The sequence below is a fragment of the Streptomyces sp. NBC_01171 genome, assembly GCF_045039805.1.
Taxonomy (GTDB): Bacteria; Actinomycetota; Actinomycetes; order Streptomycetales; family Streptomycetaceae; genus Streptomyces.
This window is the reverse complement of record NZ_CP108609.1, coordinates 583,629-597,926: the sequence shown is the minus strand read 5'-3', so window position 1 is coordinate 597,926 and position 14,298 is coordinate 583,629. Positions and strand designations below refer to the sequence as shown.

The window sequence follows — 14,298 nt, the reverse complement described above, 5'->3', positions numbered from 1 at the left end:
GACGCCCGTCAGAACGCCCGGTGGTACGGCTGCGGGACGTACGGCTCGGCGCCGAGTTCGCGGGCGGCGTGGAGCGCGAAGTACGGGTCGCGGAGCAGCTCACGGCCGAGCATGACGGCGTCGGCCTGGCCGTCGGCGACGATCTTCTCGGCCTGACGCGCCTCCGTGATGAGCCCCACCGCGGCGACCGGCAGCCCGGTCTCACGGCGTACCCGCTCGGCGAAGGGCACCTGGTAACCGGGGCCGGTCTCGATGCGGGCGCGGGGCGCGATGCCGCCGGAGGACACGTCGATCAGGTCGACGCCGCGGCGGCCGAGGTCGGCCGCGAGCCGGACCGTGTCGTCCGCGGTCCAGCCCGTACGGTCGTCGCTCTCGTCCTCGGTGAGCCAGTCGGTGGCCGAGACCCGGAAGAACAGGGGGAGTTCGTCGGGCCACACCTCGCGGACCGCCTCCGCGACCCGCAGCGCGAACCGGACACGTCCCTCGTAGGAGCCGCCGTAGGCGTCGGTGCGGTGGTTGGCGTACGGGGAGAGGAACTGGTGGACGAGGTAGCCGTGGGCGCCGTGGATCTCGGCGACTTCGAAGCCCGCGGCGAGCGCTCGCCGGGCGGTGGCGGCGAACTCCTCGACGATCGCGTCGATCTCGGTAATGGTCAGCTCCGCGGGGGCGGTGTACCCGTCGTCGAAGGGGAGCGCGCTGGCGGAGACGGGCCGCCAGCCGTAGCCGTCACCGGGGGTGATCGGGGCGCCCCGGTCCACCCAGGTCCGCTCGGTGGACGCCTTGCGGCCGGCGTGCGCGATCTGGATTCCGGGGACGGTCCCCTGGGACTTGAGGAAGCGGGTGATACGCGCGAACGCGGCCTGCTGGGTGTCGTTCCACAGTCCCAGGTCGTACGGGCTGATCCGGCCCTCCGGGCTGACGGCGGTGGCCTCGGTGAGGATCAGGCCGGTGCCGCCCGCCGCGCGCGCCGCGAGGTGCTGGAAGTGCCAGTCGTTCGGCGCGCCGGTGTCCGGGCCCTCGGGTGCGGCCGAGTACTGGCACATCGGCGCCATCCACAGGCGGTTCCGCACGGTCAGCGAACGGAGGGTCAGCGGTTCGAACAGGACGCTCACGCGGGGCTCCCAGGGGTCGTGGGTCGGCATGGCGGCCCACCGTGCCGGAGGCGGGCCGACACGGGTAACACCGTGCGGGGGCCATGGATTCCCCGGTGCCCTTTCCGCTCAGAACGCGTACCGCACCCGCAGCCAGGGCGTGTGCGCCGCGACCAGCTCGGTCAGCCGCTGTACGCCCTCGCGTTTGACGTCGTTGCGGTAACGCACGTTGAGCGCGCCGTTCTCCGAGCGCTTGGCCTGCTGGATGTCCGGGCGCCACAGCACGCCCTCGGCGCGCGGGTGCCAGCGCAGATTCACGTCGTGGAGCTGACGGTTGTGCGTCAGCATGATGACTTCGGCCGCCGCCTGCGCCTTCACCCGCGCCGGCAGCACGTCGTCGAGGTGGCGCAGCAAATCCGCCCAGTCGTCCTCCCAGCCGGGGCGCAGTACGACGGGGGAGAGGTTGAAGTGCACCTCGTAGCCCGCGTCCAGGAAGTCCCCGGCGGCGGCGATCCGCTCGGCCACCGGGCTGGTCCGCACGTCCAGCAGCCGGGAGTCGCCCGGCGGCATCACCGAGAAGCGGATACGGGTCGAGCCGCGCGGGTCCAGGGCGAGCAGGTCCCGGTTGACGTACTTGGTGGCGAAGGAGGCCATCGCGGTGGGCCACCGCCGGAAGGCGGCGATGAGGTCGGCGGTGTTGTCACTGATCAGCGCGTCCACCGAGCAGTCACCGTTCTCCCCCGTGTCGTACACCCAGCGCTCCTCGTCGCACTGCGTGGGCTCCTGCTTCGGGCCGAGGGAGGTGATGTGCCGGTCCAGGGCGTCGACGACATCCCCGATGTTGGTGAAGACGGTGATCGGGTTGGCGTATCCCTTGCGGCGCGGGACGTAGCAGTACGCGCAGGACATGGCGCAGCCGTTGGAGGCGCCGGGCGCGATCCAGTCCGCCGAGCGTCCGTTGGGCCGTACGGTCAGTGACTTGCGCACGCCGAGGACGAGCGTCTGCCGCTTGACCCGCACCCAGCGGTCCGCTTTGCCCTCGTTGCCGTGCAGGTGGGGGATGTTCCAGTGCGAGCCGACCTCCAGTACGCGCGCGCCGGGGAAGCGGGCGATGACCTGCCGGCCGCGCGGGGAGAGGGCGGCGGCGGGCTCGGCGTAGATCTCCCGCACGTCGAGCAGCCGGGACACCGGCTCGGGGGTGTCGCCCGGCGCCGGGTCCTCGGTGGGGTCCTCGGCGCCCAGCAGCTCGGTCAGCCCGAAGAGGGCGTCGGGGTCGCCGGAGGCGGGGGAGGAGGTCGGGGACACGGCGGCTCCAGCGGTACGGGGGTGCGGGGGCGAGGAGTGACGGCCAGGTCCCCTCCCAGCATCTCACTCCGGTGGCGCTGTCCCGTCTGCCCGCGCGGGCGGGCGTCAGCGGTCGGTGGTGGCGCCCAGGGAGTCGTCGCGTCGGGTGGTCGTAAGGAGCGCGGCGATGATGCCGTCCCTGGTCCTGGCCGCAAGACGGTTGCTGGTGACGAGGGTCAGGGGGATGGAGGGGAGGGGCGGAAGGGAGTCGAGCCTCGTCAGGCCGGGCTCGCGCCTCCGGGCTTGCGGGAGGGCCGTGATACCCCCGGTGGCTTTGACGGCGGAAAGGAGACTGACCAGGTCGGCGCACTCCCGGACCAGCGACCCGCCTGCCGCCGCTTCGGACGTCAGGATGTGGTCCCGGACGGTGCAAGGGGCGGTGAAGGTGACCAGCGCGCCCGTGTCCGGAGCGCGGTCCGACGGGCCGACCCAGGTGAGGGGCAGGTCGGTGATGTGCCGGGTGCCGTGACCGAGGTCCCCGATGCCCAGCGCCACGTCCGCCGAGTGGTCGTGCACGAACTCGCGCACGCGGGCGCTGCGGTGGAACCGGAAACGGACGGGCCGGTCCGGGTGGTCGCGGGAGAGGACGCGCGCGACCGCGCGCAGCAGCGCCTCGGTCGCGTGCTCGGTGGACACGACCAGCAACTCCCCGCTCGCGGCACCCAGCAGCCGGTGCAGCGCGTCGTCGTGCTCACCGAGCAGCCGGTACGCCTCCCGCAGTACGTCCTCGCCCCGGGAAGTGAAGGCGATGTTCCGGCCCTGCCGTGTCACGACGGGGAAACCCAGCTCCGCCTCCAGGCGGCGCAGATGACCGCTGACCCCCGCCTGTGACAGATGCAGGGCCTCGGCGGCCCTGCGGACCCCGCCGAAGGAAGCCACGCTGACCAGGCTGCGCAGGCAGGTGATGTCGAGGGTCGCCATGTCTCATTGTCACCGGTGAACGACGTACGGAAGGAGGATCGTTCACGAATCACGATCGGTCACGCACACCGGCCGGTGCCGGTGCTGAGGTCGGAGCATGTTCCAGCGACTTCTCCCGGCCCTGACCGTCCTGCTGTACGCCCTCGGCTATCCCCTGGGCGCGCTCACCCTCGGCCATGTCACGCCGTTCCTCCTGATCCTGCTGCGCTTCCTGATCGGTGCCGTGCTGATGTGGACCGTCGTGATCGCGCGGCGGACTCCGCTGCCGCGCGGACGTCTGCTCGTCTGGACGGTCGCCGGCGGGCTGCTGGTGCAGGGAGTGCAGTTCCTCGGTCTCTACTGGGGCATGGCCCATGGGCTGGGGCCGGGCGTCGCGGCCCTGGTGATCGCCATGAACCCCGTCACCACCTCGGTCCTGGCCCGGCTGGTGCTGCGTCGGCGCGAGAACTCCTGGGGACTCGTCGCGCTCGCCCTCGGTACGGTGGGCGTGGTCGCGGCCTGTCTCCCACGGCTGCTGGCCGACCCGTCCGTCGGACCAGGACTGATCACCGTCCTGATCGCGCTCGGCGGTCTGTCCGGCGGCTCCCTCATCCAGGAGCGGAAGCTGCGAGCGGTCGACCCCTTCGTGTTCACCGCGATCGGCGTCACAGGTTCCGTCCTTCCGGCCGCCGCGCTCGCCCTCAGCACCCCGCAGCACGTCACCGACCCCGTGCCCGCCGTCGCCCTGCTCCTGCTGCTCGTACTCGCCAGCGCGGTGGGGATGGTCTGCTACGCGGCCTGCGTGCGGATCAAGGGAGCGCGGGGGGCGGCGATCCTGTTCGCCCTCATCCCCGCGGTCTCCGTGATCGCGGCCTGGGGCCTGCAGGGTGCGCCCCTCGACCTGACCACGGCCGTCGCCCTCACCTGCGGCGCACTCGCCTGTGCCGCTCAGAGCCGGTCGACGCAGCCCACCCCCGGCACGCCGGGCCGGAGCGGGCGGGGCAGCACCGGCCGAGCGGCCACCGTGCCGGAGTGAGCTCGCTGAAACGCGAGGCCGCTCACCGCGCCCCGGCCCCGTCCGCTTCCTCGGTCGAGTTGCTGGGACCCGTCGATGCGAGAAGGTGAGGAGGAAGGTCCGGGAAGGGAGCCTGGGGTGGCGAGCGATCCCATCGATGATGCCGCGGTGCTGAACGCGCTGTTCGGCAACTCTCCACAAGGGCTGTTCGTCTTCGACTCCGAGGGGAAGGTCACGCGCTACAACCCGTCCGGGCGAGGGGTGCGGAAGCTGGCCGCCGAGGACATCGTCGGGCATGACGTCGAGGAGTTCGCGCCCGGTCTGGAGACGGCCAAGCTGAGATCCTTGATGGACGAGGCGCTGGTCAGTGGGGTGCCGCTGCGGGGGATGCTGATCCGGGGAAAGTCGCCGTCGGACCCGGACCGGACGCTCGCGGTGGAGGTGTCCCTCTTCCCGTTGCCCGACTCGGGCGACGGGGCTCCCGGGCTGGTGGGTGTGGTCGAGGACGTGACCGAGAGGCAGGCCGCGGCGGACCGGCTCGCCGTCCTCAGCAGGGTGCACTCGACCGTCGGTTCCACGCTGGACGTGCGGACCACGGCCGATGAGCTGGTGCGGGCGCTGGTCCCGGCCTTCGCCGACGGGGCGAGCGTCGACCTGCTGGACGACGGCCCCGTTTCCGGCCCCCTGACGTCGGGGGTTCCGCTGCGCCGGCTCTCCTTCGCCCCCGCCCACATCGTGACCGCAAGGAAGGAGGGAGACAGCCGCCCCTTCCCCTTCCCCACGCCGTACACGCAGGCACTCAACGACACCGAGGCCCGTATCGTCCCGGTGACGCCGGACGCGCCGTGGCTGGCCGCCGATCCGCAGATGTTCGAGCCGTTGCTCAGCGCGAACGTGCACTCCATGATCGTCGTACCGCTCAGGGTGCGGGACTCCGTGCTCGGCCTGCTCACCCTGTACCGGCACCGCACCGACCCCTTCGAGGAGGCCGACCTCGACGTGGCCCGGCAGGCGGCCGCCACCACCACCGCGCACCTGGACAACGCGCACAGCTACCGTCGCGAGCACACCGTGGCCTCCACCCTGCAGCGCAAGCTCCAGCCCAGCACCACTCCGCGCCTCTCGGCGGTGGAGACCGCCCACATGTACCTGCCCGAGAGCGCGGGCGGCGACTGGTACGACGTCATCCCCCTCTCCGGGACGCGCGTCGCCCTGGTCGTCGGTGATGTCGCCGGACACGGCATCGAAGCGGCGGCCACGATGGGCCAGCTCCGTATCGCCCTGCGCACCCTCGCCCTCCAGGACCTGGAGACCGACGAGCTGCTGACCCACCTGGACGAGGTCGCCTCTCAGCTCGCCGGACCCTCGGACGCCTACGTGGCGACCTGCGCGGTCACCGTCTACAACCCCGTCTCCCGGCGCTGCGCGATGGTGCGGGCGGGACATCCGGCGCCGGTGATCATCGACCCCGCCGGCTCGCCCGTCCACGTGGACGTGCCCCTCGGGCCGCCGCTGGGTTCCGGGGGCGGACGGGTCTTCACCCCGGCCGTGATCGACCTGCCCGCCGGGACCCTGCTCGCCCACTACACCAACGGCCTCCTGGGCGCCCACGCCCACGACCCGGCCGCCGCCCGGCGCAGGCTCGCACAGACCCTCGCCTCGCCCGCGCGGCCCCTGCGGGAACTCAGCGACGACGCCGTGTACCGCATGGCACCCTCCCGCGACGACGACGCCGTGCTGCTGCTCGCCCGCACCCACACCCTGGCCAAGGAGAACGTCGCGGACTGGACGCTGCCCGCCGAGCCGTCCGTGGTGAGCACGGCACGACGGCTCGTCGACCAGCAGCTCGCCGTCTGGCACCTCGACGGGGCGGCGTACACCACCGGGCTCATCGTCAGCGAACTCGTCACCAACGCCATCCGCTACGGCGCCGGGCCGGTCCAACTGCGCCTCATCCACGACAGCGGCCGGCTCCTGACCGAGGTCACCGACGCCAACAGCACCAGCCCCCACCTGCGCCACGCCCGCGAGAGCGACGAAGGCGGGCGCGGCCTCTACATCGTCATGCGCCTCAGCACCCGTTGGGGCGTCCGGCACAGCCACCAGGACAAGACGATCTGGTCCGAGCAGCGGCTCGGCGGGGAACCGGACGCGGAGGCCGGCTTCGAGGCGTTCGACATGGCGGAGGTGGAGGAACTCTCCTGAACGGCATCCGCGCTCAGCCCGACCGGCACGTCACGCCGTCCGGCGTACGTACGCCGTCCAGGTCACGCCCGCGCACACCACGTACGCGGCGATGAACGCGGTGTACGCCCCGTCGCCGTTCCCGACCGCGAGGAACGACTCGCGGAAGGCGATGTTGACCAGCACCCCGCCGAAGGCGCCGACCGCGCCCGCGAAGCCGATCAGCGCCGAGGCGCGGGCCTCGCCGTCGGGGGTGGTGCCGCACAGGGTCGGGATCATCTTGTAGGTCGAGCCGTTGCCCAGGCCGCTGAGGACGAACAGGGCGGTGAACGCCGTCACGAACAGGGGGAGGGAGTGGGCCCGGGAGGCGGCCAGGGCCAGCAGGGCGCCGCCCGCCATCGCCGCGAAGGCCGCCAGGCTCACCCGTGCCCCGCCGAACCGGTCGGCGAGGCGCCCGCCCACCGGGCGCACGAGGGAACCGAGCAGCGGACCGAGGAAGGTCAGGTAGGCGGCGCTGACCGGCGTGGCGAACTCGTCCGCGAACTGCACCTGGAGTACCTGCCCGAAGGCGAACGAGAAGCCGATGAAGGAGCCGAACGTGCCCACGTACAACAGCGAGATCAGCCAGGTGTGCCGCCACCTGAGCAGCACGCCCAGCCGACCCGGCGGCCGGGGCACGCGCAGGTCGTCCATCCGCAGGTAGGCGCACACGGCGGCGGCGACGACGAGCGGTACGTACAGCAGCACCAGCAGGCGCGGATGCCCGGCACCGACCGTGGCGAGGACCGCGAGTCCCGCCAACTGCACCGCCGGGACACCGAGGTTGCCCCCGCCCGCGTTGACGCCGAGGGCCCAGCCCTTGAGGGCCTGCGGGTAGTACGCGTTGATGTTCGCCATCGAGGAGGCGAAGTTGCCGCCGCCGACCCCGGCGAGGCAGGCGGCGAGCAGCAGGGTGCCGTACGAGGTGCCGGGCTCCAGGACGACGGCGGTCGCCACGGTGGGGACGAGCAGGAGGAGCGCGCTGACCACGGTCCAGGTGCGGCCGCCGAAGACGGCGACGGCGCGGGCGTACGGCACCCGCAGCAACGCGCCGAGCGCGGTGGGCAGGGCGGTCAGGAGGAACTTGCCGGCCGGGTCGACGCCGTACTCGGGGCCGAGGAACAGCACGAGGACGGACCACAGGCTCCAGACCGAGAAGCCGACGTGCTCGGCGACCACGGACCACAGCAGGTTGCGGCGGGCGATTCGGGCGCCGCCCGCCTCCCAGAAGGCGGGGTCCTCGGGGCGCCAGTCGGTCAGTTCGCGGCGGCGGCCGGGGAGTAGCCGGCGCAGGGGCCGGGCGGCTTCGCGGACGCCGGACGAGCTGGTGGGATGGGTCACGGGCATGCGGGGCCGCCTTCCGGGGGAGTGGTGCGCACCGGCCACACGGGCAGCCGGGCGGGCGTGCCGTCGGGGGCGGTGGGCTCGTCGAGACAGGTGCCGGTGCGCAGGTCGAAGACCTGCTTGTACATGGGAGACGCGACGACACGCGTGGTACCCCGGCTGCCGAGCAGGCCGCGGGAGATGACCTGGGCGCCGCTGAACGGATCGCGGTTGCCGACGGCGTGCAGACGGCCCTCCCGGTCGCGGAAGAGGGCGACCTGTTCCTCGCCGAGGAGGACGGCCACGCCCCGGCCGGGGACGAGGTCGGCGTACCGCAGAACGGGGACCCAGCGCGCGCCGTGCCGGACCTCGACCAGGATGTCCGTCATCGGCCGGCCTCCTGGGCGGAGACGAGGACGAGCTCCCGCAGCGGACGCCCGACCTCGCCGGGCCGGGCGGGGCGCATCTGGTCGCGTTCGGGGACGAAGGTGACCGTGGGGTCGGGCACGTCCGGGGCGTTGGCGAAGGAGGTGAAGCGGCGCAGCCGGTCGGGGTCGTCCAGGACGGCGGCCCACTCGTCCGCGTAGCCGGCGACATGGCGGGCCATCTGGGCGTCGAGGTCGGCCGCGATGCCCAGCGAGTCGTCCAGCACGACGGCCCGCAGATGGTCCAAGCCGCCTTCGAGCCGTTCCAGCCAGGGCGCGGTGCGTTCCAGGCGGTCGGCGGTGCGGATGTAGAACATCAGGAACCGGTCGATGGTGCGGACGAGGGTCGCCTTGTCCAGGTCGGTGGCGAGCAGGTCGGCGTGGCGCGGGGTGGTGCCGCCGTTGCCGCCGACGTAGAGGTTCCAGCCGGTGGAGGTGGCGATGATCCCGAAGTCCTTGGACTGGGCCTCCGCGCACTCGCGGGCGCAGCCCGAGACGGCGGACTTCAGCTTGTGCGGGGCGCGCAGTCCCCGGTAGCGCAGCTCCAGTTCGATGGCGAGCGACGTGGAGTCCTGCACGCCGTACCGGCACCAGGTCTGCCCGACACAGGACTTCACGGTGCGCAGCGACTTGCCGTAGGCGTGCCCCGACTCGAAGCCGGCGTCGACCAGGCGGCGCCAGACGGAGGGGAGTTGGTCGACGCGGGCACCGAAGAGGTCGATGCGCTGACCTCCGGTGATCTTGGTGTACAGGCCGAAGTCGCGGGCCACCTCACCGATGACGATGAGTTTCTCCGGCGTGATCTCGCCGCCGGGGACGCGCGGGACGACCGAATAGGAGCCGTTGCGCTGGAGGTTGGCGAGGTGGTGGTCGTTGGTGTCCTGGAGGGCGGCCTGTTCGCCGTCCAGGACATGGCCGTTGCCCAGGCTCGCCAGGATCGAGGCGACGACGGGCTTGCAGACGTCACAGCCGTCGCCGGTGCCGTGGCTGTCGATGAGCGTGGTGAAGTCGGTGAGGCCCCGGACGCGGACGATCTCGTACAGCTCGGCGCGGGTGTGCGCGAAGTGCTCGCAGAGACCGCGGGAGACCTCCGTGCCGGACGCGGCGAGTTCGTCCCGGACGACAGTGGTGAGGGTCTTCAGGCAACTGCCGCAACCGGTACCGGCCTTGGTGCATTTCTTGACCTCGGCGACATCGGTGAGCCCCTGCTCCCGTACGGCGGCGCGGACGGCACCCCCGGTGACGTTGTGGCAGGAGCAGAGCACCGCGTCGTCGGGCAACCGCATGGTGACGGCGCTGCCTTGGGCGGCGGGGAGTACCAACTGCTCCGGCGGTACGGTCAGCGGCTTCCCGGCGAGCGCGAGGGGGCGCAGTACGCCGTACGCCTCCGTGTCGCCCACCAGGACACCGCCGAGGAGGGAGCCGTCGGCGCCGATGACGAGCTTCTTGTAGACGCCGGAGCGGCTGTCGGCGAAGGTGACGTCGAGCGCGCCCTCGGCGGTGCCGTGCGGGTCGCCGAAGCTGGCCACGTCCACGCCGAGCAGCTTGAGCTTGGTGGAGAGGTCGGCGCCCGTGAACTCGGCTTCCACCCGGCACAGTTGGCGGGCGGCTGTCTCGGCCATCGCGTAGCCGGGAGCGACCAGGCCGTACACCCGGCCGTCCACCGCCTGGGCGCATTCTCCGATCGCCCACACATGCGGGTCGGCGGTGCGGCAGGTGGCGTCGACGGTGATGCCACCGCGCTCACCCACCGACAGACCGCAGTCGCGGGCCAGTTGATCGCGGGCACGGACTCCGGCCGAGAACACCACCAGATCGGTGGGGAGTTCCGTGCCGTCCGACAGCCGCGCCGCGCGGACACGTCCGTCGGGGCCCGCGTCGACGGCCGAGGTGCCCGCGCCGGTGTGCACCCGCACGCCCAACTCCTCGATCTTGCGGCGCAGTACCGCTCCACCCCCCTCGTCCACCTGGAGGGCCATCAGCCGCGGGGCGAACTCCACCACGTGCGTGTCCAGTCCGAGGGCGCGCAGAGCACCGGCCGCCTCCAGACCGAGCAGTCCGCCGCCGACGACGATCCCGGTACGGGCCTGCGCCGCGTCCTCGCGGATGGCGCGTACGTCGTCGAGCGTGCGGTACACATGGCAGCCGGGGGTGTCGTGGCCGGGCACCGGCGGCACGAACGGGTACGAGCCGGTGGCCAGCACGAGCGCGTCGTAGCGCAGGACGCGGCCGGAGGCGCTGGTGACGGTGCGGGAAGCGCGGTCGACGGCGGTCGCGGGGTCACCGAGGTGGAGGGTGATGCCGTGCCGCGCCATGAACTCGTCCGGCACCAGGCTCAGTTCCTCGGCGGTGGTACCGGAGAACCAGCTCGTCAGGTGGACGCGGTCGTAGGCGGGCCGAGGCTCCTCGGCGAGGACGGTGACATGCCAGGTGTCGGCGCCGGGCTGCTCGTGCAGCGCCTCCAGGAAGCGCTGGCCGACCATGCCGTGGCCGACGAGCACCAGCTCCTTCGGAGGCCGGGTGGTGGGGGCGGTCATGGGCGGGACTCCTCGGTCGCTCGGACGGACAGCGGGGCGGTGAGCAGGGACAACGGGTCGGGCCCGACGGGCCGGCCGGTGAGATAGGCGCGGGTGAGGGTGCCCGCGGTGGCGAGGTCGCCGACGAGGATCGCGCCGACGATCCGGTTGCCGCGCAGCACGAGCTTCTTGTAGGACCCCCGGGTGGCGTCCCCGATGCGCAGCACGTCGGCGCCCTCCTCGGCGGCGTTGCCGCACGCACCGAACGCGGCGTACTCGACGGGGCCCGCGGTGAGCCGGGTCATCGGCCGGGAGCCGGTGTAACGCGCCCCGGGGTCGGCGCCGGAGAGGCGGGCGGCGAGCACGTCGGCCTGCTCCCAGGCGGTCGTGGCCAGGGCGTACGGCGCGGCGCGGTGCTCGGCGCAGTCCCCGATGGCGTAGGTGTGCGGGGCGCAGGCCAGAGTGTCGTCGACGACGATGCCGCGCCGTACGGGCAGTCCGGCGGCGCGGGCGAGGGCGGTACGGGGGCGGACTCCGCAGGTGATGACCACGAGGTCGGCGCTCGTGCGGCGGACACCGCCGTCCAGGGTCGAGGCGAGGCGGACCGTGACCCCGAGGCGGCCCAGCGCGGTGCGCAGGGCGGCGCCGGCCTCGCTGTCGAGGTGGCGGTCGACCAGGTGGGGGCCCTCGTGAACGATGTTCACGGGCAGACCTCGGGCGGCGAGGGCGCGGGCGGCGCCGACGCCCAGTACGCCGCCGCCGATCACCACGGCGCGGGTGGCGGTGTCCGCGTGACGGGAGATACGGGCGCAGTCGGCGAGGGAGCGCAGCGTGTGCGCACCCTCCGTGTGGCCGGGCAGTACCGGCTCGGCGCCCGTGGCCAGGACCAGTTCGTCGTACGTCTCGCGGCTCCCGTCGGCGAGTGTGAGGGCCCGGCCCCGGACGTCGACGGCCACCACCTCGGTCCCCGTGCGCACCTTCGCGTCCCCGGTCGGCAGAGCCAGACCGTCAGCGCAGTACCGCCCGGTGAGGACGTCGGTCAAGAGGGCGCGGTTGTAGGGCGGTTCGGGTTCGGCCCCGTAGAGGGCCGTCTCCGTGGGCCCGGCGTGAGCCTCGAGTTGCTGGGCCAGGCGCGCGGCGGCCATCCCGGCGCCGACCACGGCGATACGTCGGGACTTCACGCGCCGACCGCCACGGGTGCGGCGGGCTCGCAGACCCGGGGGAGTACCGCCTTCTCGACCCGCACCGCGCACACCTTGAACTCCGGCATTCGGGACACCGGGTCGAGCGCCGGGTTGGTGAGCAGGTTCGCGCGTCCCCCGCCGGGCCAGTGGAACGGCATGAACACCGTGTCCGGCCGGATGGCCGCGGTGAGGCGGGCCGGGGCGGTGACGGTGCCCCGGCGGCTGGTGACGGTTACCAGATCCTGCTCCTGAGCGTCGAGTTCGGCGGCGAGATCGGGGTGCAGTTCGACGTACGGGCCGGGCGCGGCGGCGGCCAGTTCCGGCACGCGGCGGGTCTGGGCGCCGCTCTGGTAGTGGGTCACGGTGCGCCCGGTGGTCAGGTACAGCGGATACGCGTCGTCGGGCTCCTCGGCGGCTGGCCGGTGCGAGGGCGCGGTGAAGCGGGCGCGTCCGTCGGGATGGGCGAAACGGTCGAGGAAGAGGCGAGGGGTGCCGGGGTGGCCGGGGGCCGGGCAGGGCCAGAAGACGCCGTCCTCGGCCGCGATGCGGTCGTAGGAGATGCCGGAGTAGTCTGCGGGCGCCCCGGCGGTGGCCCGGCGTAGTTCGGCGAAGATGTCCTCGGGGGCGTCGGGGAACCCCGTTGTGTGCCCCAGGCGTCGGGCCAGGCCGTGCAGTACGGCGAGGTCGCTGCGGACGCCGGGCGGCGGGGTGACGGCGGCGCGGCGGAGCAGGACGCGGCCCTCCAGGTTGGTGAGGGTGCCGGTCTCCTCGGCCCACTGGGTCACCGGCAGGACGACGTCGGCCAGCAGTGCCGTCTCGGACAGCACCACGTCGCACACCGCGAGATGGTCCAGCGCGGCCAGCCGTCGAGTGATGCGGGCGGCGTCCGGGGCGGAGACGACCGGGTTGGACCCCATGACCAGCAGCGTCCGGACTCCGCCGGGCCGGCCGAGGGAGTCCAGCAGCTCGTACGCCGACGACCCGGAGTGCGGCAGGTCGCCGGGGTCCACACCCCAGACGGCGGCGATGTGCGCCCGTGCCTCGGGGTCCTCCAGCGAGCGGTAGCCGGGAAGTTGGTCCGCCTTCTGCCCGTGTTCGCGGCCGCCCTGGCCGTTGCCCTGCCCGGTGAGGCACCCGTACCCGCTCAGCGGCCGTCCGGCCCGGCCGGTGGCCAGGCACAGGTCGATCCAGGCGCCGACGGTCGCGGTGCCCTTGCTCTGCTGCTCGGGCCCGCGCGCGGTGAGCACCATGGCGTGCGGAGTGCGGGTGAACAGGGCCACGGCCTGTCGGAGGTGGGGTACGGGGACGCCGGTCAGCGCCTCCACCCGCTCCGGCCAGTGGGCCACGGCGGCGGCGCGGGCGTCGGCCCAGCCGGTCGTACGGGCTGCGATGAACTCCTCGTCCGAGTGCCCCTCGGCGATGGCGATATGGAGCAGGCCGAGCGCCAGGGCCAGGTCGGTGCCCGGCAGGGGCTGGAGATGGAGGTCGGCCAGTTCGGCGGTACGCGTCCGGCGCGGGTCGACGACCACCAGAGTGCCGCCGTTCTCCCGAAGTTCGCGCAGGTAGCGCACCGCGGGCGGCATCGTCTCGGCCGGGTTGGCGCCGACCAGGATCACACAGCCGGTTCGGGCCACGTCGGCCAGTGGGAAGGGCAGCCCCCGGTCCAGGCCGAAGGCTGCGCGGGAGGCGGCGGCAGCGGAGGACATGCAGAAGCGGCCGTTGTAGTCGATCGAGCGGGTGCGCAGCGCGACACGGGCGAACTTGCCGAGCAGGTAAGCCTTTTCGTTGGTCAGTCCGCCACCGCCGAACACCCCCACCGCGTCCGGCCCTTGCGCCTCCGCGGTGGCCCTCATCGCCCCGGCGACCCGGTCCAGCGCCTCCTCCCACGACGCCTCGCGCAGGCCGTCCGCGTCCCGCACCAGGGGCGCGGTCAGTCGTACGCCGGGCGCCAGCAGCGCGGCCGAGGTCTGCCCCTTCCCGCACAACGCACCCCGGTTCACCGGGAACTCGTCGCGCCCGGTGACCTCGGGCACCCCTCCGGCGGAGCTCGGGCGCAGGCGCATGCCGCACTGGAGGGAGCAGTAGGGGCAGTGGGTGTCGGTCATGGCAACGAGGCTGGACCGCCGCCGTTTCCGGCACAGCTCGGTCGCGTTGCCCCTGCGGTACGAGACGCGCACAGGCCCGGCGGAGCGGTGTGCGGGAGAGGACATCTTCCGTAACACGTATGCCCGTTGCGGTAACCGGGACGTGACCGGCGGGCAACGGCCGCGACATCGC

At 73.0% G+C, this 14,298-nt stretch carries 10 protein-coding genes; 2 read left to right on the top strand and 8 right to left on the bottom strand.

Going from position 1 to position 14,298, the window contains the following annotated elements; genetic code table 11:
- Positions 1–8 precede the first annotated feature (8 nt).
- The 3 genes from OG448_RS02755 to OG448_RS02745 all read right to left on the bottom strand — a co-directional run bounded on the left by OG448_RS02755 (position 9) and on the right by OG448_RS02745 (position 3,356).
- Positions 9–1,112 (bottom strand): NADH:flavin oxidoreductase/NADH oxidase, encoded by a 1,104-nt coding sequence (locus OG448_RS02755; protein ID WP_405558650.1) that lies wholly within the window; start codon positions 1,110–1,112, stop codon positions 9–11.
- 108 nt (positions 1,113–1,220) lie between these two features.
- Positions 1,221–2,396 carry a spore photoproduct lyase family protein gene (locus OG448_RS02750; RefSeq protein ID WP_405551286.1) on the bottom strand — a complete coding sequence of 392 codons (1,176 nt, stop codon included), beginning with the start codon at positions 2,394–2,396 and terminating at the stop codon, positions 1,221–1,223.
- A gap of 105 nt (positions 2,397–2,501) precedes the next feature.
- Positions 2,502–3,356, bottom strand: coding sequence for a LysR family transcriptional regulator (locus OG448_RS02745; RefSeq protein ID WP_405551285.1), 855 nt, complete (start codon positions 3,354–3,356; stop codon positions 2,502–2,504).
- Between the two features lie 97 nt (positions 3,357–3,453).
- On the opposite strand from OG448_RS02745, the gene OG448_RS02740 reads away from it, so the two are divergent.
- Together OG448_RS02740 and OG448_RS02735 are read left to right on the top strand one after the other, a co-directional pair.
- On the top strand, positions 3,454–4,371 hold the full coding sequence (locus tag OG448_RS02740; RefSeq protein WP_405551283.1) for a DMT family transporter: 918 nt from the start codon (positions 3,454–3,456) through the stop codon (positions 4,369–4,371).
- 117 nt (positions 4,372–4,488) lie between these two features.
- Positions 4,489–6,555 carry a SpoIIE family protein phosphatase gene (locus OG448_RS02735; protein ID WP_405551282.1) on the top strand — a complete coding sequence of 689 codons (2,067 nt, stop codon included), beginning with the start codon at positions 4,489–4,491 and terminating at the stop codon, positions 6,553–6,555.
- Between the two features lie 30 nt (positions 6,556–6,585).
- Here OG448_RS02735 and OG448_RS02730 read toward each other — a convergent pair whose 3' ends face one another.
- Genes OG448_RS02730 through OG448_RS02710 form a run of 5 tightly spaced genes read right to left on the bottom strand, consistent with a single transcriptional unit; the run spans position 6,586 to position 14,126 of the window.
- A complete protein-coding gene (locus tag OG448_RS02730; protein WP_405551280.1) occupies positions 6,586–7,920 on the bottom strand; it encodes an MFS transporter in 1,335 nt (444 codons plus the stop codon).
- Positions 7,911–8,285 (bottom strand): nitrite reductase (NAD(P)H) small subunit, encoded by a 375-nt coding sequence (locus OG448_RS02725; RefSeq protein WP_405551278.1) that lies wholly within the window; start codon positions 8,283–8,285, stop codon positions 7,911–7,913. The genes OG448_RS02730 and OG448_RS02725 overlap by 10 nt, the downstream gene beginning before the upstream one ends.
- A complete protein-coding gene (gene nirB, locus OG448_RS02720) occupies positions 8,282–10,858 on the bottom strand; it encodes a nitrite reductase large subunit NirB (RefSeq protein WP_405551277.1) in 2,577 nt (858 codons plus the stop codon). Before nirB ends, OG448_RS02725 begins: the two co-directional genes overlap by 4 nt.
- The gene (locus OG448_RS02715) at positions 10,855–12,018 is read right to left on the bottom strand and encodes an NAD(P)/FAD-dependent oxidoreductase (protein WP_405551275.1); all 1,164 of its coding nucleotides are present in this window, start codon (positions 12,016–12,018) and stop codon (positions 10,855–10,857) included. The genes nirB and OG448_RS02715 overlap by 4 nt, the downstream gene beginning before the upstream one ends.
- A complete protein-coding gene (locus OG448_RS02710; protein WP_405551273.1) occupies positions 12,015–14,126 on the bottom strand; it encodes a molybdopterin oxidoreductase family protein in 2,112 nt (703 codons plus the stop codon). Before OG448_RS02710 ends, OG448_RS02715 begins: the two co-directional genes overlap by 4 nt.
- Positions 14,127–14,298: the final 172 nt, after the last annotated feature.